Annotated in this window: 22 protein-coding genes and 1 pseudogene; 14 read left to right on the top strand and 9 right to left on the bottom strand. The window is 40.1% G+C overall.

Annotated elements, in window-relative coordinates; translation table 11 throughout:
* Positions 1-14 precede the first annotated feature (14 nt).
* Both MST16_RS12035 and MST16_RS12030 read left to right on the top strand, forming a co-directional pair.
* The gene (locus MST16_RS12035) at positions 15-320 is read left to right on the top strand and encodes an IS630 transposase-related protein (RefSeq protein ID WP_087547287.1); all 306 of its coding nucleotides are present in this window, start codon (positions 15-17) and stop codon (positions 318-320) included.
* A gap of 47 nt (positions 321-367) precedes the next feature.
* Complete coding sequence (locus tag MST16_RS12030; RefSeq protein ID WP_227554803.1) at positions 368-853, top strand: transposase; 486 nt, start codon at positions 368-370, stop codon at positions 851-853.
* A 3-nt stretch (positions 854-856) separates the two neighbouring features.
* Here the strand turns inward: MST16_RS12030 and MST16_RS12025 are convergent.
* Positions 857-1,252, bottom strand: a pseudogene (locus MST16_RS12025) (MFS transporter); the annotation flags it as partial.
* Positions 1,253-1,594: 342 nt separating this feature from the next.
* On the opposite strand from MST16_RS12025, the gene glpD reads away from it, so the two are divergent.
* Positions 1,595-3,112 (top strand): glycerol-3-phosphate dehydrogenase, encoded by a 1,518-nt coding sequence (gene glpD / locus MST16_RS12020; protein WP_180011863.1) that lies wholly within the window; start codon positions 1,595-1,597, stop codon positions 3,110-3,112.
* A gap of 81 nt (positions 3,113-3,193) precedes the next feature.
* On the opposite strand, the gene MST16_RS12015 is transcribed toward glpD, so the two are convergent.
* Positions 3,194-5,026, bottom strand: a complete 1,833-nt coding sequence (locus MST16_RS12015; RefSeq protein WP_180011862.1) for a phosphoenolpyruvate carboxykinase (GTP) — start codon at positions 5,024-5,026, stop codon at positions 3,194-3,196.
* 412 nt (positions 5,027-5,438) lie between these two features.
* On the opposite strand from MST16_RS12015, the gene MST16_RS12010 reads away from it, so the two are divergent.
* The 4 genes from MST16_RS12010 to groL all read left to right on the top strand — a co-directional run bounded on the left by MST16_RS12010 (position 5,439) and on the right by groL (position 9,325).
* Positions 5,439-6,377, top strand: a complete 939-nt coding sequence (locus tag MST16_RS12010; RefSeq protein WP_180011860.1) for a diacylglycerol kinase family protein — start codon at positions 5,439-5,441, stop codon at positions 6,375-6,377.
* Entirely contained in the window at positions 6,358-7,143 is a 786-nt protein-coding gene (locus tag MST16_RS12005) for a metallophosphoesterase (protein ID WP_180011858.1), read from the top strand. The genes MST16_RS12010 and MST16_RS12005 overlap by 20 nt, the downstream gene beginning before the upstream one ends.
* Before the next feature lie 183 nt (positions 7,144-7,326).
* Positions 7,327-7,617: a co-chaperone GroES gene (gene groES, locus MST16_RS12000; RefSeq protein WP_078192966.1), complete on the top strand. Its 291-nt coding sequence runs from the start codon at positions 7,327-7,329 to the stop codon at positions 7,615-7,617.
* A gap of 73 nt (positions 7,618-7,690) precedes the next feature.
* Complete coding sequence (groL, locus tag MST16_RS11995) at positions 7,691-9,325, top strand: chaperonin GroEL (protein WP_078192965.1); 1,635 nt, start codon at positions 7,691-7,693, stop codon at positions 9,323-9,325.
* A gap of 78 nt (positions 9,326-9,403) precedes the next feature.
* Here the strand turns inward: groL and MST16_RS11990 are convergent, their stop codons facing one another.
* Complete coding sequence (locus MST16_RS11990) at positions 9,404-9,886, bottom strand: copper resistance protein NlpE (RefSeq protein ID WP_180011856.1); 483 nt, start codon at positions 9,884-9,886, stop codon at positions 9,404-9,406.
* A gap of 280 nt (positions 9,887-10,166) precedes the next feature.
* Here MST16_RS11990 and MST16_RS11985 point away from each other — a divergent pair, with 280 nt between their 5' ends.
* Positions 10,167-10,745, top strand: coding sequence for a 1-acyl-sn-glycerol-3-phosphate acyltransferase (locus tag MST16_RS11985; RefSeq protein ID WP_180011855.1), 579 nt, complete (start codon positions 10,167-10,169; stop codon positions 10,743-10,745).
* Between the two features lie 80 nt (positions 10,746-10,825).
* Here MST16_RS11985 and MST16_RS11980 read toward each other — a convergent pair whose 3' ends face one another.
* Both MST16_RS11980 and MST16_RS11975 read right to left on the bottom strand, forming a co-directional pair.
* The gene (locus MST16_RS11980; RefSeq protein WP_078192963.1) at positions 10,826-11,155 is read right to left on the bottom strand and encodes a hypothetical protein; all 330 of its coding nucleotides are present in this window, start codon (positions 11,153-11,155) and stop codon (positions 10,826-10,828) included.
* Between the two features lie 190 nt (positions 11,156-11,345).
* Positions 11,346-12,083: a sulfite exporter TauE/SafE family protein gene (locus tag MST16_RS11975; RefSeq protein ID WP_180011853.1), complete on the bottom strand. Its 738-nt coding sequence runs from the start codon at positions 12,081-12,083 to the stop codon at positions 11,346-11,348.
* Between the two features lie 199 nt (positions 12,084-12,282).
* Here MST16_RS11975 and MST16_RS11970 point away from each other — a divergent pair, with 199 nt between their 5' ends.
* Positions 12,283-12,765 (top strand): hypothetical protein, encoded by a 483-nt coding sequence (locus tag MST16_RS11970; protein WP_180011852.1) that lies wholly within the window; start codon positions 12,283-12,285, stop codon positions 12,763-12,765.
* Between the two features lie 56 nt (positions 12,766-12,821).
* Here MST16_RS11970 and rsmD read toward each other — a convergent pair whose 3' ends face one another.
* Both rsmD and mrdA read right to left on the bottom strand, forming a co-directional pair.
* Complete coding sequence (gene rsmD / locus MST16_RS11965) at positions 12,822-13,373, bottom strand: 16S rRNA (guanine(966)-N(2))-methyltransferase RsmD (protein ID WP_180011850.1); 552 nt, start codon at positions 13,371-13,373, stop codon at positions 12,822-12,824.
* Positions 13,374-13,376: 3 nt separating this feature from the next.
* Positions 13,377-15,419: a penicillin-binding protein 2 gene (gene mrdA / locus MST16_RS11960; protein WP_180011847.1), complete on the bottom strand. Its 2,043-nt coding sequence runs from the start codon at positions 15,417-15,419 to the stop codon at positions 13,377-13,379.
* Between the two features lie 234 nt (positions 15,420-15,653).
* Here mrdA and MST16_RS11955 point away from each other — a divergent pair, with 234 nt between their 5' ends.
* From MST16_RS11955 to MST16_RS11935, 5 genes are all read left to right on the top strand, one after another.
* On the top strand, positions 15,654-16,172 hold the full coding sequence (locus tag MST16_RS11955) for a hypothetical protein (protein ID WP_180011845.1): 519 nt from the start codon (positions 15,654-15,656) through the stop codon (positions 16,170-16,172).
* A gap of 64 nt (positions 16,173-16,236) precedes the next feature.
* The gene (locus MST16_RS11950; RefSeq protein ID WP_218946197.1) at positions 16,237-17,553 is read left to right on the top strand and encodes a hypothetical protein; all 1,317 of its coding nucleotides are present in this window, start codon (positions 16,237-16,239) and stop codon (positions 17,551-17,553) included.
* A gap of 84 nt (positions 17,554-17,637) precedes the next feature.
* On the top strand, positions 17,638-18,297 hold the full coding sequence (gene adk, locus MST16_RS11945; RefSeq protein ID WP_078189866.1) for an adenylate kinase: 660 nt from the start codon (positions 17,638-17,640) through the stop codon (positions 18,295-18,297).
* Between the two features lie 86 nt (positions 18,298-18,383).
* Positions 18,384-18,617: a hypothetical protein gene (locus tag MST16_RS11940; protein ID WP_180011843.1), complete on the top strand. Its 234-nt coding sequence runs from the start codon at positions 18,384-18,386 to the stop codon at positions 18,615-18,617.
* 46 nt (positions 18,618-18,663) lie between these two features.
* Positions 18,664-19,401, top strand: coding sequence for a tetratricopeptide repeat protein (locus MST16_RS11935; RefSeq protein WP_180011841.1), 738 nt, complete (start codon positions 18,664-18,666; stop codon positions 19,399-19,401).
* Positions 19,402-19,543: 142 nt separating this feature from the next.
* Here MST16_RS11935 and nth read toward each other — a convergent pair whose 3' ends face one another.
* Positions 19,544-20,227, bottom strand: coding sequence for an endonuclease III (gene nth, locus MST16_RS11930; RefSeq protein ID WP_180011839.1), 684 nt, complete (start codon positions 20,225-20,227; stop codon positions 19,544-19,546).
* A 2-nt stretch (positions 20,228-20,229) separates the two neighbouring features.
* The gene (locus MST16_RS11925) at positions 20,230-21,024 is read right to left on the bottom strand and encodes an RnfABCDGE type electron transport complex subunit B (RefSeq protein ID WP_180011837.1); all 795 of its coding nucleotides are present in this window, start codon (positions 21,022-21,024) and stop codon (positions 20,230-20,232) included.
* Positions 21,025-21,316 lie beyond the last annotated feature (292 nt).

Genomic DNA, 21,316 nt, shown 5'->3' with positions numbered 1-21,316 from the left:
AGAACAATAGAGATATGGGATATTCAAAAGATTTTAAAGACAAAGTCATAGAAATTATGATTCGAGATGAAATGTCTGTGCGAAAAGCAGCACAGCATTTTAACATCTGTATACAAACGATTCAGAACTGGAAAAAGTCCACTACAAACAAACCTATTCCTGGCCGTCCAGCTAAAATTAGCAGAGAGCAAATATTGAAGGATGTTGAACAATATCCTGATGATTATCAGTATGAGCGAGCTGAACGTTTAGGAGTAAGCACTCATGCGGTATTTAATGCATTACATGCCGCAGGAATATCGCGTAAAAAAAGACGTTAAAGCATCCTAAAGCAGATCAAAATCAACGTCAGCAATTTCAAAATCTCATAGAGTGTTTAGAAGGGAAATTGCCTCTGATTTACATAGATGAAAGTGGTTTTCAAAGTGAAAGTACCAGAACTCATAGTTATAGCCTTCAAGGAACACGTGCTGAAGGTGAATTTAACTGGCAGTTGAAGAATTGCAGTAATGCGATCGGTGCAATTATCGAAAATAGATTGTTGACAGTTGGTGTGTTTAATTGTTCTGTGAATACAGAAGTATTTGAATGTTGGATTGAACAGGATTTATTACCTAAGTTGAAAGAAAGCAGTGTTTTGATTATGGACAATGCGACCTTTCACAAAGGGAAAAGACTTCAGGAGTTGATACGTTGTGCAGGCCATTACATTGTGTGGCTTCCTAAATATAGTCCAGATTTAAATCCAATAGAAAATATGTGGTCACGAGTCAAGGCGATTCGAACTAAGTTTAGAGTTAAAGATATTGATAAATTATTTAAAGATTACTGTAATGATTTATTTGGTATTTAGCTATAGTCGTGCAACCACAAGAATAATCGGCGCCAAAATACCAATTTGGTCATGCGTTGGAGAAATGGCAATCATCAATGAGCCGATACACATGAGTGTGACGGAGAGGGTTAAACCTGACTTTCGACCTTTTTTGTCTGAATAGATCCCCATAATCCATGCACCAATGGGTCGCATGAGGAAACCGACTGCAAAGATGGCCGCAGCTTGGAGAAGCTGTGCAGTCTGGCTACCTTGAGGGAAAAAAGCATGGGCGAAATAGAGGGTGAATGCTGCATAGACATACCAATCGTACCATTCAACAAGATTACCGGCTGAACCACCGAGAATGGATTTCACTCGGGTCTTTGTATCTAAATTTGATTGAGTAACAATTTCTTCCGTCATTTTAAAATCCATCTTTTTTTATTATGTGAAAATATCTTATGCGTATCGAAAAGCATGAAATGTAAACTAAAAAAGAGGTTTTGTTTAAAAAGTGTACAAATCAACAACTTGTCATGAATTTTGCTTTGAATAATGGTTTGGGCCTTAAAATGATTGATTTCATACTTGAGCCAGCAGGCTTTTAAACGTACATTTAAAATATAACTTCTCATTTATTGAAGGATATAAAAAACTCAGCGTACAGATATCTTGATCAAAATAGGTACTTGATCAAAAAAGCATGATCAATGAGAAAAATAATAAAGCAAAGAAAACGAAGCATTGTTGAATAAAAAGACATAGCGGGAGGGAGCGATGAATACACAACAACAATCAATATATGACATGGTGGTCATTGGTGGTGGAATAAATGGTGTTGGTATTGCCTGTGATGCAGCGGGGCGGGGTTTAAGTGTTTTGCTCTGTGAAAAAGACGATCTCGCGAGCCACACTTCATCTGCAAGTAGCAAATTAATTCATGGTGGTCTGCGCTATTTGGAACATAAAGAATTTCGTTTGGTACGTGAAGCACTGGCAGAGCGCGAAGTTCTGCTTAAAAAAGCCCCTCATATTATTCGACCGATGCGTTTTATCATGCCACATGAACCGCACTTACGTCCGGCTTGGCTGATTCGGACTGGATTATTCTTTTATGATTATTTGGGTAAGCGAGAACAGCTTTCAGGCTCAAATGGTATTGAATTTGATGTGGACGCTAGTCCTTTAGCATCCAAATTTACCCGAGGGTTCGAATATTCCGATTGTGCAGTAGATGACGCACGCTTAGTTGTACTCAATGCAATACAAGCACGAGAACATGGTGCACAGATTCTGACTCGAACAGAATGTTTAAATGCATATAGTAAAGCTGGAATTTGGCAGGTATGTCTAAAAAATGCCAAGGGATTGCAAAATGTGCAGGCTAAAGTCTTGGTGAATGCGGCAGGTCCTTGGGTCGCTGACTTTATAAAACAGGGGTTAAAGCAAGAGTCACCTTATGGTATACGGCTGATACAAGGTAGTCATATCATTGTTCCAAAACTTTTTGAGGGTGATAAAGCTTTTATTATGCAAAATGATGATCATCGCATTGTCTTTGCGATCCCTTATTTAGAACAATTTACACTGATCGGCACGACAGATCGTGAATATCACGCAGACCCAAATCGAGTAAAGATAAGCCAAGAAGAAATCGATTACTTGCTTGATGTGTCAAATGATCACTTTAAAACTCAATTGACGCAAACGGACATCATTTCAACTTATTCAGGTGTGCGCCCGCTGTGTGATGATGAGTCAGATAATCCAGCTGCAGTCACGCGAGATTACACCTTGGCACTGACGGATGTAGAAGGGGCTGCATTACTTTCAATCTTTGGTGGCAAGCTCACTACTTACCGAAAACTTGCAGAAGCGGCATTAGATCAGCTTAAAACGGTTTTTCATCATCGATCCAAACCGTGGACAGCTGATGCAACATTGCCCGGAGCGGAAAATTTAGAATCCATAGAGCAGTTGATGGTTGAAATCCAACAAAAAGTGCGAGGTGTTTCGAGTAGCCTGGCCAGTCGTTGGGCACATGCTTATGGAACACGTGTTTGGGCTTTACTGAATCATTTAACTTCGATTGATGAATTGGGTCAAAACTTTGGACATGGTTTGTATGCTCAAGAAGTGGATTATTTAGTTGAGCAGGAGTGGGCGAGAAGTTCTGAAGATATTTTGCAAAGACGGACAAAGTTATATTTGCAATTCAGTGCAGCTGAAGTTGATGTTTTGGATGAATACTTAATGGCAATACGAATAAAGCAAAAAGCTCAAGATGTGGCTTAGTTGATATAAAAAAAGACCGCGCAAGGCGGTCTTTTAAATCTTCCTTAATCCCTCTTTTAAAAGAGGGAAATTAAAGGCGGATTAAGCAGATTTTTTTACAGCTTCTAAAAGCTCGTCTTGACGTGCTTTAAGTGCTTTAGGTAAGCGATCACCAAGTTTGTTGAACAATTCAGTGTGGCTTTCAAGTTCTTTGATCCACTGTTCTTTGTCTTGTGAAGTTACAAGATCAAATTGTTCTTTAGTGAAGTCTGAACCAGTCCAGTTCAATTGTTCGTAAGTCGGTACGCGGCCAATTGGAGTTTCAACAGCAGTTGCACGACCTTCACAACGGTCAATGATCCACTCAAGAACACGCATGTTTTGACCGAAACCAGGCCATACAAAGTTGCCTTCAGCATCACGACGGAACCAGTTCACGTTGTAGATACCAGGAAGTTTGTTGCCAGCAGCTTCTGCTTTAGCAGCAACTTGTTCACCAAGTTCTAACCAGTGAGAGAAGTAGTCAGCCATGTTGTAACCCGCAAATGGAAGCATTGCGAATGGGTCACGACGAACGATACCTTGTTGACCAACAGCAGCAGCAGTTGTTTCGGAGCCCATAGTTGCAGCTTTGTAAACACCGTCAACCCAGTCAAATGCTTCTGAAATTAGAGGCACTGTGTCTGCACGACGACCACCGAAGATGAACGCAGAAATCGGAACACCTGCTGGATTTTCCCAGTCAGCATCAATAGAAGGACATTGACCCGCTGAAACAGTGAAACGAGCATTTGGATGCGCAGCTTTTTCACCAGCAACGTGTGGCTGACCTTTCCAGTTAGTTAGATTAGCAGGTACTTCTTTAGAAAGACCTTCCCACCATACTTCACCGTTGTCAGTTACAGCAACGTTTGTATAGATCACGTCTTTATGAAGAGTTGCCATACAGTTCGGGTTAGTCTTGGTATTTGTACCAGGTGCTACACCGAAGAAACCAGCTTCAGGGTTGATTGCATATAAGCGACCGTCTTCACCTGGTTTGATCCAAGCAATATCGTCACCTACAGTTTCAATTTTCCAACCTTCATAACCAGCTGGTGGAATCAACATCGCGAAGTTTGTTTTACCACAAGCAGAAGGGAATGCAGCTGCGATGTAGTGTTTTTCGCCTTGTGGGTTTGTCACGCCAAGGATGAGCATGTGTTCAGCTAACCAACCTTGTTGACGACCCATAGAAGATGCAATACGTAAAGCTAGGCATTTTTTACCCAACAATGCGTTACCGCCGTAACCAGAACCGTAAGACCAGATTTCACGAGTTTCTGGGTAATGAACGATGTATTTTTCAGGGTTGCAAGGCCAAGCAACGTCTTTTTGACCTTCTTCAAGCGGAGCACCAACAGTGTGTACGCAAGGAATGAAGTCACCGTCAGTACCAAGTACGTCATAAACAGCTTTACCCATACGAGCCATTTTAGACATGCTTACAGCAACGTAAGGAGAATCAGTAAGTTCGATACCGATGTGAGCAATATGAGAACCTAAAGGACCCATAGAGAAAGGAACAACGTACAAAGTACGGCCTTTCATTGAACCGTCAAATAAACCATTCAGACGAGCACGCATTTCAGCTGGAGCTTCCCAGTTGTTTGTTGCGCCTGCATCTTCTTGTTTTTCAGAACAGATGTAAGTACGACCTTCAACACGAGCAACGTCAGAAGGATCAGAATTAGCAAGGTAAGAACCAGGATGTTTTTCTTGGTTAAGTTCTTGCATAGTGCCGTTAGCGATCATCAAGTCGATATAACGTTGATATTCTTCTGCGCTACCGTCACACCATTCGATTTTTGCTGGTTTGGTTAATTTGGCAATTTCTTCCACCCAAGCAATTAGCTTAGGGTGACGAACGAATTCTGGTGCGTTCACTTGGGTCATGGTGAGGCCTATCTCAAAAATGTACTAACCGTACAAAGTATAATCTGCATCATGGGTTACATCATGCAGATAAAAGATGAAAAAAAGTGGCTGTATTAAAGCATAAAATCATAAAAAAAATAAGACTAAAGAAGTGGTAGATTTTTTTTGGTAGTTAATGCTATTTAAGTTAAATGTAAATAAAATACAATAACTTAATAGATTTTATCGCGAATTTTAACTTTATTTATTAACGTGATGGACAATATTTTATATAGTTATTTTTAATAAAAACAAAAAGTTGCATGTAATTGATATTTGAGAATTATTATTGATTAAATAAATGGTGGTAATTCGATTTTTACATAAAGGCGCTATTATTTGCTGTTAAATTCGACAAAATACAATACTAAGCGGCCAAGATGTATAAAAAGTGATTAAACAAGCCAAGCCTTTATCTATTATCTATAATAAAAAATCAGGATTTCATGCTGCAAACAAAGATGAAGTCTACGAGGAACTTGTGCGGATATTATCCGATCATAATTTCGAAATACAGTCATTTGAGCTTGGGCAGGAAGCGAGTTTTGATACTTTAATGAGCAAGGTATTTGCACGCCATAAAGACCCTGATAATTTGGGTGTTGTGGTTGCTGCAGGTGGTGATGGAACCTTAAATGCTGTTGCTCATCAGTTGATGCATACCGATATTCCTATGGGGGTCTTACCTTTGGGCACATTTAATTATGTGGCGCGGGTACTCAATATTCCTCTCGATTTAATTCAAGCGGCACAGGTGATTGCGACAGGCAATAATCGGCAGGTACATGTGGCGCAAATCAATGAACATATCTATTTAAACAATGCCAGTTTGGGCTTGTATCCTTTATTTATACAAAAAAGAGAGTTTTATAATCAAAAGTTTTGTCGTTTCCCATTACATGCTTATACCTCAGGTTTGGATGTGCTCATTCGAGATCGTAAAGAGCTGAAATTGGAAATCGAAGTGGATCATCATATTTATCCAGTCAAAACGCCCTTGATCTTTTTTGGCAATAATCAATTGCAATTGGCCGATTTAAACTTGCAAATTGCTAAGGATGCAGAGGCAGGTAAAGTTGCAGGTGTGGTGGTCGCAAAAAGTGATAAGAAAACGTTATTTAAAATTTTATGGCAGTTAATCCGTGGCAATATCGACAATGCACCAGATGTGTATAGTTTCGCCGCTGATGAAGTCACCATACATACCCAACGAAAAAAAATGACCGTTGCTGTGGATGGTGAGATTGTAGAAATGAAACCGCCGCTTAAAATTCGAGTGCAAAAACAAGCCTTAAAGATACGGGTGCCACATGATACTGCATCTGTCTGATCTGCATTTTGGCACTGAAAAGCTAGAGTGTATGCGCGCTATTCAACAATTTTGTCACGAACAGCGTATCGAGGCCGTGGTTGCGAGTGGGGACTTAACCCAACGTGCGCGCTATCGTCAGTTTTATGTATGTAAGCAATTTTTAGAAAGCTTAAAGCTGCCTTATATCGTTGTGCCGGGGAATCATGATATTCCGCTATATCATTTATGGAACCGTGTTTTTAGTCCTTTTGCACGTTATCAACTTTTTTTTGGTGCCATGGAAAATGTACTGGAAACCGAGCATTTTTATTTAATTGGGATCAATAGTATTCGCCGTCGTTACCATACGCGAGGGCATGTATCGCTGGAGCAAATACATCATGTCGAGGAATTACTTAAACATGCGCCGCCCAATAAAGTGAAATTAATCATAGCGCATCAACCTTTTTATACGCCGCCCAATGACCCGCATGGTGTGAAAGATTGTCCTGTTCAAGGGCGTTTGGCACTCGAACAGTGGAGTCAACACGGTTTAAATGGTTTATTGCATGGGCATTTACATGTTCCAGCCAGCTATGACCTCAATCAGATTTATGCTTTAGGTGCTGCGCATCCAGTTTGGGATATTCATGCTGGAACTGCAACGTCATATCGCCTACACGAGAACCTTGCCAACAGTTTTAATGTCATTGATGAGCAGATGAATGTGCAGCATTATTTTTATCATTCAAAGTTAAAAATATTCGAAGAAAATCTTAGTACTCATATTTTGGATGAGCTTTAATCCTTTAAATTTAAATTTTGAAGAAAAAAAATACAAAAAAATGAAAAAAATTAAATTTTGCCCTTGAAGGGTTTTTTTCCATCCCCACAAAAGTGTCATCTAAATTATTTTTTGTCGATGGCTTATGGAAATCAAAATGTCATCGTCTTTTATCTAGTAAATAGACTTAGTCTGGAGTTAACTATGAGCAATATTCGTCCTTTGCATGACAACGTTGTGATTCGCCGTGTTGAAAAGGAAACTAAAACTGCTGGTGGTCTTATTTTAAGTACTTCAGCAGCTGAACAACCTGCTCAAGGCGAAGTAATCGCTGTAGGTAATGGCAAAGTAACTGACAATGGCGTACGTGCATTAGACGTTAAAGTTGGTGACAACGTATTGTTTGGCACTTATGCCGGTACAAAAGTAAAAGTAGCAGGCGAAGAGCTTCTTATTATGAAAGAGTCTGACATCTTAGCGGTACTTGAAGCTTAAGTTTCGTACACGCATTTAGACCCTTTTATTCATCATAAATTGTTAAAAATTTTAAAAAGATTCGGAGTTAGACATGTCAGCTAAAGATGTAAAATTTGGTGATTCAGCGCGTTCAAAAATGATCGCGGGTGTAAATGTACTTGCAGATGCTGTAAAAGTGACTTTAGGTCCTAAAGGCCGTAACGTTGTCATCGACCGTTCTTTCGGTGCGCCGCACATCACTAAAGATGGTGTTTCTGTTGCTAAAGAAATCACGTTAAAAGACAAGTTTGAAAACATGGGCGCTCAGCTAGTTCGTGAAGTGTCTTCAAAAACCAACGACATCGCGGGTGACGGTACAACAACTGCAACTGTTCTTGCACAAGCAATCCTTAATGAAGGGATTAAATCAGTAACTGCGGGTATGAACCCAATGGATCTTAAACGCGGTATCGATATCGCGGTTAAAGCTGTAGTTGCTGAAATTAAAGCGACTGCAAAACCTGCATCTGACTCTAAAGCGATTGAACAAGTAGGTTCTATTTCTGCGAACTCTGACACCACTGTTGGTAAACTTATTGCTCAAGCAATGGAAAAAGTCGGTAAAGAGGGTGTAATTACAGTTGAAGAGGGTTCAGGCTTTGAAGATTCTCTAGATGTTGTAGAGGGTATGCAGTTTGACCGTGGTTACATCAGCCCGTACTTTGCAAACAAACAAGATACACTAACAGCTGAACTTGAAAACCCATACATTCTTCTTGTTGATAAAAAAATCAGCAACATCCGCGAATTAATTGCTGTACTTGAAGCTGTTGCTAAAACAGGTAAACCGCTTCTTATCATTGCTGAAGATGTTGAAGGTGAAGCACTTGCAACTCTTGTTGTAAACAACATGCGTGGCATTATCAAAGTTTGTGCTGTTAAAGCACCTGGTTTTGGTGATCGTCGTAAAGCGATGCTTCAAGACATCGCGATTTTAACTGGCGCGACTGTAGTTTCTGAAGAGGTTGGTATGTCTTTAGACCAAACTACACTTGAGCACTTAGGTACAGCTCATAAAGTTACTGTTTCTAAAGAAAACACAGTAATTGTTGATGGTGCAGGTGTTGCAGAGCAAATTGCTGAACGTGTAACTCAAATTCGTGCTCAAATTGAAGAATCAACTTCAGAATACGACAAAGAAAAACTTCAAGAACGCGTTGCTAAATTGGCAGGCGGTGTTGCTGTAATCAAAATCGGCGCTGCAACTGAAGTTGAAATGAAAGAGAAGAAAGATCGCGTTGACGATGCACTTCATGCAACTCGTGCTGCAGTTGAAGAAGGTGTTGTAGCAGGTGGTGGTGTTGCACTTGTACGTGCTGCAAAAGCACTTGAAGGTGTGTCTGGTGCTAATGATGACCAAAATGTTGGTATCAACATTTTACGTCGTGCAATTGAAGCGCCGCTTCGTCAAATCGTTGCAAACTCTGGTGATGAGCCATCAGTTGTAATCAATGCTGTGAAAAACGGTGAAGGTAACTTCGGTTATAACGCTGCAACTTCAGAGTATGGCGATATGCTTGAAATGGGTATTCTTGACCCAGCTAAAGTAACGCGTTCTGCGCTTGAGCATGCTGCATCTGTTGCAGGTCTTATGCTTACAACTGAATGTATGATCACTGAAATCCCAGAAGACAAACCTGCTATGCCTGATATGGGCGGTATGGGTGGCATGGGCGGTATGATGTAATTCATACTGATCATCCGATCTAAAAAATCCCCGCTTTTGCGGGGATTTTTTTATAACAATCCTAGTTAGAGTAAAACACTAATCAAGCTTTTTGGTGAGTTTAAGATTTACTTCAGGCATTTCTAGTTTTTCACCTTTATCACCACGAAGCTCAATAAAGTTTTCACCTACAAAGTAAATTCGATTGTCGCCCTCGGCATCAAGTTGAATCATTCCAGGTTGATCTGGCAAGAACTTAAAACTGCCTTTCACTTTATTTTCAGTGTTCGCAGGTTTACCTAAAAACTCTTGGCTGAGTTCATAGCTCTTATCAAGTTTGAGTTCAAGTTCAGTTTCAATCCCTTTGCAATCATGGCAAGGTAGAACCCCTTTATACTCACCTGCCCAATCAAGTGCATTTTCGGTGTTATCACCTGTGGCAATCGGACTTTCTGAGGCAGCGTCTGTATTAGCAATGACATTATTATCTGGTGGTATAGCGGTTTCAGATTCATTGCTGGTCTTTGAACATGCCGTTAGGGTTGCACTGACCATACAGAGAGCGAGCATTAGTTTTTTCATGAGATTTATACACCGTATGTACCCAATATAATGCTAAGCGTGACTTTTATTGCTCAAGAAAAATAGCCTATTCCTGTTAACAATTGTGTGTTTGGTTAATACATCAAAACAGACATTTGATTTTTAAAATTCGTAAATAGTGAAATATTGGTGATTTACCTAAAAGTGAACGCTAAAGGACATTTATATATTAATTGGTGAATAACTAAACAATATAGGCTTTTATAATTATTTTGCGTTGTTAAACTCTGCGGCATAGAAAAAACTGTCGGTGCAAATTGTGTTTGAAAAAACAGCGGAAAAAAGTCTGAACTTAATGGGGTGGCAAATTGATAACCATTGGGATTTAAATATCGACCAATGTGTCATGATTGCAGCGCCACATACCAGTAATTGGGATGCACTTTATGCACGCCTTGCCCTGAAAGCTTTAGGGGTAAATGTTCGCATCACTATTAAAGACAGTTATATGAAGTTCCCGTTTGGGCCTTTTGTACGTGCCATGGGCGGGATTGGTATTAATCGACGTCCAAAAAAAGATGGTGAAGCTCGTCAAAGTATGGTTGAGCTCATGGCTGACTTATTTAAGCATCATCCGAAATTGGTCATGTTAGTGACGCCTGAAGGGACACGCGCTAAACAAGAGAAGTGGAAAACTGGTTTTTATCATGTTGCTATGCAAGCGGGTGTGCCGATTGCTTTAGCTTATATGGACTATGCGCAGAAAAAAACAGGTGTGGGTAAAATTGTTTATCCTACAGGTGATTATGAAAAAGATATGGCGGAAATCATGGGTTTCTATGCGCAAATACATGCCAAATTTCCTGAAAAATTCAGTGTCGATACACGCTATTACTAATCTAACAATCCAATAAAAAAGGACAGTATTGGCTGTCCTTTTTACGTTTAGATGATTTTGTTTAGACTTTTATATTGAATTTAATCATGAAAATCGGGATGGATACCGCCCAGATTTTGACATGCCGCCTTATAAATAATGTATTGCTGGTCAACCACATCGATGAGCGGGATACGAAATAACTTTTCGCCTTGCTTATAGCTATCGATATAAGACACGACTTTTTGTTTACTTGATGCTAGTTTTTCTTCATGGAAAGTTGTAATCGAGCTATGAGTCATATGTGAACTTTCAATATTATTGCACTGAAAATGTGAGAGTAGTTTTTCAGCTTTTTTAATTTCGCTGGACGTGCCAAACATACAGCCGCTAAGCAGAGTTACACCTGCAAGCAGGATGAACTTTTTCATGGTTTTATTTTAAGCAAAATTATGAGGTGCAATATTCTATTAATTTTCGTCAGAAAAATTAATTACTTTTTTACCATTTGGCTAATTTTTATTTAAATGTGAACTGTGTCATTGTTACAAGATGTGAATGTCTAACTGAAAAGGCGTTTTATTAGAATAATTTCTACAAATATCTTTAGGTTTTGAGTTATCAGATTAAGATACTCATTGTCACCAAGAAGCAGCCTGAAGAAAATAATAGCCCTAACACGATATGCTTAAATTGGCGTTCTGAAATACGATAGAAAAGTTTGGCACCAAAAATCACGGGAAAAGCCATAATTACCAACAGCACGGCTAAATAGGGCAGATGTTCACGATGGATGATCCCTTGTAGCAGATAGCTAATGAGTGTGACGAGCTGAATGGCTAAATTGAAATGTCGCAAAATATAGCGTTGTTCTGCTTTGGGTGTATTTTTCAGCATGAGCCATGCAGAGGGTAATGCACCACAAAAGCCTCCAAGACCACCCAAGATTCCAGCAATATATCCAATACTAGAATCCGCCCATTTCCCTGATTTTTGGATGAATGAAAATTTAGGATTAAAAAATAAAATTGGGCACCAAAACATTAAAAAAGCGCCCAAAACCAATTTAAATGTATCTGGATTAATGCTGTCTAATAAATAGGTACCGAGTGGTACACCTAAAATTCCTGCAATTAAATAGGGATAAATGATTTTTTTATTGATCGGAATGCTTTTACGTTCTGATGATAATGAAATGAAGTGGCTATAAACTGAAGCGCAGACCACCAAGGGTGCGGCTATTTGTGGGGGGAGTATCCAAACCCAAAATGACATTGCGATAAGGGCGAATGCAAACCCTGTTAATCCTTGTACGAATCCCGCAAAGATGGCACCAAGAATAAAAATCAGCCAAGTCATTAAATTACAGCTTTGAAATACGTGGTGCTATTGTAGTGAATTTTTCTATATAAATGTGGCTGACTGAGCAAATGGAGCAAAATTGGATGTCAAATGATGAATAAAACATGAATGTTTAAATACAGCAGATGTACACAGACTTCCGATTAAATTCATTTCGATAAGTGAAAATGCTCTTCATCAAAGAGGAGTGCTACGCATGCTTAAACAAGTTGCTTTGCTATCTGTGGTGGCAGTTACATTTACAGGGTGTGTCGTGGCGCCATTTGATGATGGCCGATACCATTCGAATCAATATGGCTATGCAAATCAATATGGTAATTCAGGTCAACATGGTGGTACATACGGACAGCGCTATGACTCAAGTCAGCGTTATGACCGCTCATATGGTCGAGTGAATAGCCCGCAACATCGACCAAACTCACCACGATCGAATTCGAATAGCCGTCCAGACAATATATATAAACCAAATGCGCATAACCCGAATGTACAGAAACCTTCATCTCAGCATCCGTCAAATGTGCAGCGTCCAAGCTCAAAGCCTCAGACGCCAGTTAAACCCAATACAAGTAAGCCCCAGCAGCAAAAACCACAGCAACAACGTCCAAAAGTGACGCCCGTGGATAAAGCTAAAACCACAGGTGGATTTAACAGCCAGCGTCCACTTCGACCACAGGTTTAATGATTTTCAAGTAATAAAAAAGGACGCATTGACGTCCTTTTTTGTGTGCATTTACATTAAGCCTTTTTATATAAGCCTGCACACACCGTCCCAGCTTTGGTTTGTTTGATTTGCTGCCAACTGCTCGGGAGTTTTAACTGAGCAAGATCACGATCAGCTTCGATATAAATTAAACCATTGTCTGCAATGCACGGATCGACCAATTCAGCAAGTTCTTGCCATAAATCAAGACTATATGGTGGATCTAAGAAAATCAGATCAAATTGGTCTTTCAAGTTAGGAATGGCTTGTTGTGCCGTCATGTTTTTAAGTTGTACGCGTTGTTTACTGACTCTTAAAAGTTCTAAATTGTCCATGAGAAACTTCACTTGGGTGCGATCAGGTTCAATTAAAACGGCTTCTGCTGCGCCACGTGAGAGTGCTTCAAACGACAAAGCACCTGAACCTGTACACAGGTCGAGAACTTTGGCATTTTGAACATCCCACATGAGCCAGTTAAATAATGTCTCGCGGACACGGTCAGGTGTAGGGCGTAAACCGTCAATACTGGCAAAAGGCAGTTGACGGCGTTTCCATTCACCCCCAATGATTCTTAATTGATTTTTCATGAATTATTCCTCATCGGTTGCATGTGCGGCACTGGCAGCACGAGGTGTTGTATTTGCACTATTCGGTTGTTGAGTTGCACTATTGTTCTGCTGTGCAGTTGGGCTTGCATTTGGATCGGCAGATAAAATATTCGAGCCGCTTGGTAATTCACTCGGTTTTAGACCTGCAGTCATGAGACCACCGCTAATTTGATGGCCTGCAGGACGAATTGGATTCTTTTTACGTGTTAATAACCAGTAGTCAAACATCGGTTTCGCAATTTGAGCAGCAGAACCACCGTGACGACCATTTTCCCAAACGACGGCAATCGCAATTTCAGGTTTTTCCGCAGGGGCAAAACCAACAAATAAACCATGGTCAAGTTGACGCTCTGTCAATAAAGATTCGTTATAGCGTTTACCTTGGGCAATACTTTTAACCTGTGCGGTGCCTGTTTTACCTGCGATTTGATACATTGGGGTACGAATACCACGACCGGTCCCTGTTTGAACCACATCAATCATGGCATCACGCATTTTGATCCAATCATCTGGCTTACCATTAAATTGAATGCGACCATTCGGGGCGTTATGTACTTTGTGGACTTTAGCGCCTTTACTTTCACGCAAAACGTGAGGTGTAACATGAGAGCCTTGATTAGCGGTAATGGCAGTTGCCATCGCCAGTTGTAATGGTGTTGCTGTAAATGCACCTTGACCAATACTGACAGAAATGGTTTCACCTTTAAGCCAGTTGGACTTCCGTGTGCGGAGCTTCCATTCAGGATTTGGATATAGCCCCGTACTTTCACTTGGTAAATCTACACCGGTTTTTTCACCGAAGCCAAACTGACGCATCCAAGTATTCATTTTTTCAATGCCCATACGATAGGACAAGACATAGAAATAGGTATCGCAGGAAATGACTTGAGCTTTGTGTAAATTAACTGAGCCATGACCAGTTTTTTTGTGGTCACGGAAACGATGGCTGTCACCCGGAAGCGTGAAATAGCCCGGATCTGAAATGGCAGTACTCCAATCCACTAGACCATAATGAATACCACCTAGACCAAACATTGGCTTAATCGTTGAACCCGGTGGATAAGCCCCTTGTACAGCACGGTTATATAATGGCTGATCGAGGCTATCACGTAGTTCAGAATAATCTTTGCTGCTAATCCCGGTAACAAATAAGTTAGGGTTAAAACTAGGACTGGACACAAGAGCAAGGATTTCCCCAGTACGTGGGTCAATCGCAACAATTGCACCACGTCGATCTGCGAGCTGCTCTGAAGCGACCATTTGTAGTCCATAATCTAGGGATAAATATAAGTCATTACCACGAATCGGATCTTTACGACCAAGGTGACGTAACACATTACCAAAGGCATCGGCTTCAACCGACTCATTCCCCGGCATTCCATGTAAAAGTTCTTCATATGATTTTTCAACGCCAATTTTACCGATCAGGTTTGAGCCAGCGTATAAATCTTTATCAATCGTTTTTAGTTCTTTGTCATTAATACGACCCACGTAGCCAATCACATGGGCAAACAGTTCGCCATGTGGATAGTAGCGAGTCATTTGGGTCTCTATATTGACACCTGGGAATTGATATTTCACCTCACTAAAACGGGCGATATCATTTTCATTTAAATTCAGTTTAATCGAAACACGTTCAGTCTTTTTAGAGGTTTTAATCCGACTTTTGAAACGTTCGATGTCTTCATCAGTCAGTTCTAACAGAGGCGTTAGGCGCTCTACCGTATCATCAATGTCTTCAACATCCGCACGGCTCATGGTTGCTGAGAAAACCGGATAATTATCCGCTAATAACACACCATTACGGTCATAGATATAACCACGAGAAGGTGCAAGCGGTTGCAATCGAATTCGGTTTTGATCGGCAGCAGTCGAAAAGGTCTCATAACTTTTGATTTGCAAATATGCATATCGTGCCACAAGCAACAGCATAAAGAAGGAGACAATCCCTATCGAAATCACCACGCGATTACGATAAATCCGCTTTTCTTGCTGGACATTTTTTAAAGGATAATGCTGCTTCATACGCGATCGACTTAAAGACTGAGAGCTAAAATAACGGAAGAGGCATATTCTAGCGCAACTGACATTTTTTTGATAAATAAAAAAGACTCTGCTGTGATTGCAGTCTATATTTTGACTTTGCAGACATGAAAAATATGGGGCTTTGTGTATAACAGTTCATATTATTCTGCTAAAGTCGAAACGTATAAAAAAGGAATATTCCAAAAAATAATACTAAGGAAGTTTGTGAAAACAATGAATAAATTATATCCATTGCTTGCATTTATGATGCTCGGAAGCATCGCACATGCCAATGACAATTCATTTTTACCTGAGGCAAAGTTAACAGGTAAGGGTTATCAACCATGGAATGTTGGAGCAGGTTTTACTCAAAAAATTATTCACGTGAATGGTGAGTGGGTAAACCCATATGGCATTGCCTATGCAAAAGCTGGTGTTTTCTTGAACGATGATAAAATACCTGGTGGGCAAGTCGGCTTTCGTTACCCAGTTCATCTCACTGGCAAAGATAAAAATGGTTATTATATCGGAGCTTATGCGGGCCACATCGACTCCAAGAAAGTAGATGGTGAAGATGAAGCGCGTTTAGGTGGTGGTATCGATCTTGCTTATGTGATGTTGAGTGCCGAGCGTATTAGTACGTTTAGTGTAGGCTTGGGTGCGGGTGAAAAATTAGAAGACAAATCAGGTAATGTGATTGTGGAAACCGAACCGAGACTACAAATCTCATATACTTTAAGTTTTGGTTTGTAGTGAAAATAATCAACTTTATTTTATAACCGCACTCACTGAATAAAATTAAATATGGAAGTTATGCATGCTTGAGTATGTTAACGAATTGTGGCAAACCTTTTTGCAACGTCCCGATTTTTGGGCTGTGCTGAGTATTATCCCTGTTACCGCATTCGTTACCTGGGCACACGTTTGGATGGCACTGAAAATGGTGTTTTACCCAATTAATTTCTGGGGATTCCATTTAGGTCCATTACCCGTGGGATGGCAGGGGATTGTGCCAAGAAAAGCTGGACGTATTTCTGGCATTATTACGGATAATACATTGTCTAAATTGGGTTCCTTGCGTGAGTTTTTGGATGCAATGGATCCTGAGGACATGGCGCGCATCATTGGTGAACAAGTTGGCTTTGAGCTTGAACATTTGATTGATGAAGTCATGCTAGACCGAAATGCGGTGCTTTGGGAAAACCTACCGTATTCAATTAAACGCCGTATTTATGCCCAAGCACACAAACAGCTACCAAATACCTTAAAAGAACTCGTGACCGAACTGACCATGAACGTAGAGTCACTTGTTGATATGCGTGAAATGGTGGTGAGTCAAATGGAAGCAGATCGTCTCATGATGGTGCGTATGTTTCTTAAAGTTGGCCAAAAAGAAATCAACTTTATTTGGCATATCAGTGCCTTGATTGGGATGTTCTTTGGTATCTTCCAGATGATCGTTTGGTTTGTGGTGCCTTGGCATTGGACGGTTCCATTATGGGCAGCAATCTGGGGCTTTTTGACCAACTGGATTGCCATCTGGATGGTATTTAATCCCATTGAGCCGCACCCTGTTAAGTATTTGCAATTATTTGAATTAACTAAAGATCGTAAATTCCCTTGGATGAAACCTGTGATTCCACGTATTGGAACGTACAATGTTCAAGGGGCGTTTATGAAACGCCAAGAAGAAGTTTCGGATGTATTCGCAAGTGTAGTAACAGAAGACCTAATTACGTTAAAATCCATCATGACCGAAATGATGTATGGCGGGAAGAAAGATAAGACCCGTCGCATTGTGAAACGTCATATTAATGAAATTATGGAATCTCCACTGGTTCGTACCTCATTACAGTTGTCTTTAGGTCCAAAAGAGTACGCAAAACTCAAGACAGACTTGATCGATCGCTCAATTGAAATTACGATGGTGCCTGTATGCGACCCTGCGTTTAATGCGAGCCGTGCACAGAAAATCTTTCAAATGTTTAGAGACCGTATTCGTGAGCTAACACCGAAAGAATTTCAAAATCTATTACGTCCTGCATTTCAGGAAGACGAATGGATTTTAATTGTCTTGGGTGGTGTAACCGGTTTTATCGCGGGTACAATACATTTGTTTGTGGCTTTCTTATAATTAGATGCTGGAAGATGATCTGAATCTTGGGTTTAGATCACTACATAGCGTCATATACAATGTTTAAAATGAGGATGTTTTTTTATGCGCATTATATTACTCGGACCACCTGGAGCAGGTAAAGGGACACAAGCTCAGTTGATCTGTAAGCGCTACGATATCCCACAAATTTCAACCGGTGATATGCTCCGTGCTGCGATTCGTGAAGGTACTGAATTAGGTCTACAAGCTAAAAGCGTCATGGATAATGGCGGCCTTGTATCTGATGAGCTTATTATTGGTCTTGTAAAAGAACGCATTGCTCAACCTGACTGTGTCAACGGCTGCATTTTTGACGGTTTCCCGCGTACGATTCCACAAGCTGAAGCGCTTGAAAACGAAGGGATCAGCATCGATCATGTAATTGAAATCGATGTACCTGACGAAGAAATCGTTCAACGTTTATCTGGTCGTCGTCAACACCCTGCATCTGGTCGTGTATATCACACCGTTTACAACCCACCAAAAGTGGAAGGTAAAGATGACGAAACTGGTGAAGACCTTGTTCAACGTCCGGATGACCAAGAAGCAACAATTCGTAAGCGTTTAGGTTCTTACCATGCTGAAACTGAGCAATTGGTTGGTTTCTACCAAGGTCGTGCAGCTTCTGGCGAAAACGCACCGACTTATGACAAATTAAATGGTCTTCGTCCAATCGATCAAGTTCAAACTGATTTGTTCGCGATTTTAGATCAGTCTAAATAATTCAACTTTTTTGAATTTTTGACAATCAAAGAGTCCTACTGCATAGTGGGGCTCTTTTTTTATGTGGCTTTTAGGGCGAATCTGTTATGAAATTTGCTTTGGTTATAATGGTCATCATCGCTGTGGCGGTGTTATTGGGCTTATTATTTGTCAGCTTTAAAATGTTGCGTAAGGTGCAAGTGGAAGAGTTGGCTGAACGCCGTGAAATGCGTAAATTTGTACATGTATCTGAAAAGTATCAGGTACATCCGCAAGTTGAAGAAGAAAAAAAACGCTTGGAAAAGTTAAAAAAAGAGTTAGAAAACAAAGACACCAAATAAAAATGTCTAAATAAATAAGATTTTTTCAGATTATGAGAATTAGATAATGGAGTATTTGAATAGACATACCTGCTTGTTATTTCTTATAAATGTATGCCTTATTGCCTGTAAGAGTGACGTACAAACAGAAGCAGAGATTTTAAAACAGCAATGTCCTGTATTAGTTGAAAGCAATCCGTTATGTAAAATTGTATATGATAAGAATTTAACATCGACAGAGAAAATAGCGGGTATGGGTTTTTTGTATTTTACAGGCCAGAAAAATATTCAAAAAGATTATGTGCAGGCTTTTAATTTATTAAATTTTGCTGCACAACAAGGAGATGCTGAAGCAATCAACATATTGGGTATGATTTATATGAATGGAGCAGGACGAGATCAAGACTTTATAAAAGCAGAAAAATACTTCATGCAGGCAAGCCTGTTAAATGAGCAAAATGCTAAAAATAACTTAGGTACTTTGTACCGAAAACAGAAAAGAAATGCGGAAGCTGAAAAGTGGTATCTTCAGGGAGTAGCTGATGATCCAAGCAAGGCTTACGAAGGATTATCAAAATTATATGTCGAACAAGGGAAATATGAACAGGCATACGAATATTCTATCAAAGCATCTGAATATCGGAATGCGGAAGCTGAGTATAATCTTGGTGTTTTTTATGAGCAGGGGATTCATGTAGAACAGAGCAATGCGCAGGCTATATATTGGTACCAACGAGCAGCAAGTCAAGGGCATCAGGATGCTGCCCATAATATGCGCATTTTGTCAGACAAGGGAGCAATATAGTTCTATTTGAAAGGCTACTCTGATTTAGTAGGCAGAAATTCTTCATTTAATCTAGCTAAATTGATTTAAAGATGCTTTTAATCGCTACTAGGAACGCACTTCGAAATATTGCTATTAGTAAAAAGCTCAACATATTTTTTCATCATTGCTTCTTAAGATTTAACTCTTTCACTGCACCAAACTCATACTTATCATTCCAATTACATACATCAGACACGATACATTCATTGCATTTGGGTTTGCGGGCAATACAGGTATAACGCCCATGCAGAATCAACCAATGATGTGAATCAACAATAAACTCTTTGGGGATGACTTTGACGAGTCGGTGTTCTACTTCCAGAACATTTTTGCCGACAGCCAATCCTGTTCGATTCCCTAAACGAAAAATATGCGTATCGACTGCCATAGTTGGTTGTCCAAAAGCAGTATTCAGCACCACATTTGCAGTTTTACGACCGACACCGGGTAAGGCTTCCAAATCTGCACGATTATTCGGAACGATACTGTTATGCTTCTCAATCAGAATCTTGCAGGCTTTGATGACATTTTCCGCTTTAGAGTTATACAGGCCAATGGTCTTGATATATTCCTTCAGTCCGTCAACACCTAGCGCATAGATAGCTTCAGGAGTGTTTGCCACTGGAAAAAGCTTGTCTGTGGCTTTGTTGACACTGACATCTGTGGCCTGTGCCGATAGGGTAACAGCCACCAAAAGTTCAAATGGACTACTATAATTGAGTTCGGTTTTCGGGTTGGGGCGTTGCTCACGTAAGCGTTCAAAAAAAGTTTGAATTTGCTTCTTAGTCATGTTTTTAACAGCCATGATTAAGCCCCTTGCAGTTGTGTTAGTTGTAGCGTTAGTGTATGGAGTAATTCACGTTTTTTTGCATCTTCTCGAACACTCAGTTGTTTTTCTAATTTCTTAATTTGTGTACGAATTTTTGCAAGTTCAATGGTGGTTTTTGCATCGAGTTGAACGACTGGCGTAGCAGGTTTTTCCACGACTTCAATGACCGGTACCAAGTCTGTCTGGGTCGAAAATTGGGCAAAAAGTTCCGTATCAATTTCTGCGCGTACAATAGGGCCTTTACGATGAATTCGGCGTTTTTCCTCACGTTGAATATGTGCATAGTAGCGGCGACGTAAATCATTCTGTTCTGCGATTCGAACAGGTTCAGATGGCACATGATCAAGCTCTTCGACTAGGTCGATACAATCCACTGGACACGGTGGGATGCAGAGTTCGCAGCCCGTACATAAATCCGTCAAGACCGTATGCATCAATTTGCCTGAGCCAATAATGGCATCGACAGGGCAGGCACTGATACATTTGGTACAACCAATACATTCATCCTCACGAATCACAGCTTTAACCCGTTGCGGGCGTCCATCACTTTGGATTGGCCAAACGCTGGCTTCTGCTGTTAAGTGTGGACGATTTAATAACGCTGCTAGTGAATCTGCCACAGGTTGACCACCGGGTATACATTTATTGGCTTCTTCTCCTTCACTGATGGCTTTGGCATAGGGTAAGCAGCCGTCTCGGTGTCCACAAAGTCCACATTGAGTTTGTGGCAATAGGGCATCAATTTGTTGGATGAGGGAAATTTCAGAAGTCATGGGTAGTCGCGAGTACAAATGAAGGCAGAGAAAAACCAAAGAGGACGTTGAATTCTAGCATGTTTCAGTATGAATTGCTGTGCGCAAAAATGGGTCTATAGATGCATCATAAGTGAGCAAAATAATTCATTAAAATATTCCTAAAAGTAATAATATTTATAACTAAAATATCTGAGTAATCAATTTAAATCGCTGTTCTTTAAAGAATTTAAAGATTTTTTAAAAAAACTATTGCTGATTAGTTACAAAAGATATTTAATATTTTGCGCCAAAATATATCTTTGATCAAAAT

The organism is Acinetobacter sp. YH16040_T, from assembly GCF_024605785.1.
Taxonomy (GTDB): Bacteria; Pseudomonadota; Gammaproteobacteria; order Pseudomonadales; family Moraxellaceae; genus Acinetobacter; species Acinetobacter amyesii.
The sequence above is the reverse complement of the archived record's forward strand: the minus strand, read 5'-3'. Positions and strand labels throughout refer to the sequence as shown.

What these genes read in the sequence shown, in the direction of transcription:
- glpD (WP_180011863.1), top strand. Translation starts at nt 1,595, where the DNA reads ATGAATACACAACAACAATCAATATATGACATGGTGGTCATTGGTGGT.
- MST16_RS12005 (WP_180011858.1), top strand. Translation starts at nt 6,358, where the DNA reads ATGATACTGCATCTGTCTGATCTGCATTTTGGCACTGAAAAGCTAGAG.
- nth (WP_180011839.1), bottom strand. Translation starts at nt 20,227, where the DNA reads ATGGCTGTTAAAAACATGACTAAGAAGCAAATTCAAACTTTTTTTGAA.
- MST16_RS12015 (WP_180011862.1), bottom strand. Translation starts at nt 5,026, where the DNA reads ATGACCCAAGTGAACGCACCAGAATTCGTTCGTCACCCTAAGCTAATT.
- MST16_RS11970 (WP_180011852.1), top strand. Translation starts at nt 12,283, where the DNA reads ATGCTTAAACAAGTTGCTTTGCTATCTGTGGTGGCAGTTACATTTACA.
- rsmD (WP_180011850.1), bottom strand. Translation starts at nt 13,373, where the DNA reads ATGAAAAATCAATTAAGAATCATTGGGGGTGAATGGAAACGCCGTCAA.
- MST16_RS12035 (WP_087547287.1), top strand. Translation starts at nt 15, where the DNA reads ATGGGATATTCAAAAGATTTTAAAGACAAAGTCATAGAAATTATGATT.
- adk (WP_078189866.1), top strand. Translation starts at nt 17,638, where the DNA reads ATGCGCATTATATTACTCGGACCACCTGGAGCAGGTAAAGGGACACAA.
- MST16_RS11990 (WP_180011856.1), bottom strand. Translation starts at nt 9,886, where the DNA reads ATGAAAAAACTAATGCTCGCTCTCTGTATGGTCAGTGCAACCCTAACG.
- mrdA (WP_180011847.1), bottom strand. Translation starts at nt 15,419, where the DNA reads ATGAAGCAGCATTATCCTTTAAAAAATGTCCAGCAAGAAAAGCGGATT.
- groES (WP_078192966.1), top strand. Translation starts at nt 7,327, where the DNA reads ATGAGCAATATTCGTCCTTTGCATGACAACGTTGTGATTCGCCGTGTT.
- MST16_RS11955 (WP_180011845.1), top strand. Translation starts at nt 15,654, where the DNA reads ATGAATAAATTATATCCATTGCTTGCATTTATGATGCTCGGAAGCATC.
- MST16_RS11935 (WP_180011841.1), top strand. Translation starts at nt 18,664, where the DNA reads ATGGAGTATTTGAATAGACATACCTGCTTGTTATTTCTTATAAATGTA.
- MST16_RS11980 (WP_078192963.1), bottom strand. Translation starts at nt 11,155, where the DNA reads ATGAAAAAGTTCATCCTGCTTGCAGGTGTAACTCTGCTTAGCGGCTGT.
- MST16_RS11975 (WP_180011853.1), bottom strand. Translation starts at nt 12,083, where the DNA reads ATGACTTGGCTGATTTTTATTCTTGGTGCCATCTTTGCGGGATTCGTA.
- MST16_RS11925 (WP_180011837.1), bottom strand. Translation starts at nt 21,024, where the DNA reads ATGACTTCTGAAATTTCCCTCATCCAACAAATTGATGCCCTATTGCCA.
- MST16_RS11950 (WP_218946197.1), top strand. Translation starts at nt 16,237, where the DNA reads ATGCTTGAGTATGTTAACGAATTGTGGCAAACCTTTTTGCAACGTCCC.
- groL (WP_078192965.1), top strand. Translation starts at nt 7,691, where the DNA reads ATGTCAGCTAAAGATGTAAAATTTGGTGATTCAGCGCGTTCAAAAATG.
- MST16_RS11940 (WP_180011843.1), top strand. Translation starts at nt 18,384, where the DNA reads ATGAAATTTGCTTTGGTTATAATGGTCATCATCGCTGTGGCGGTGTTA.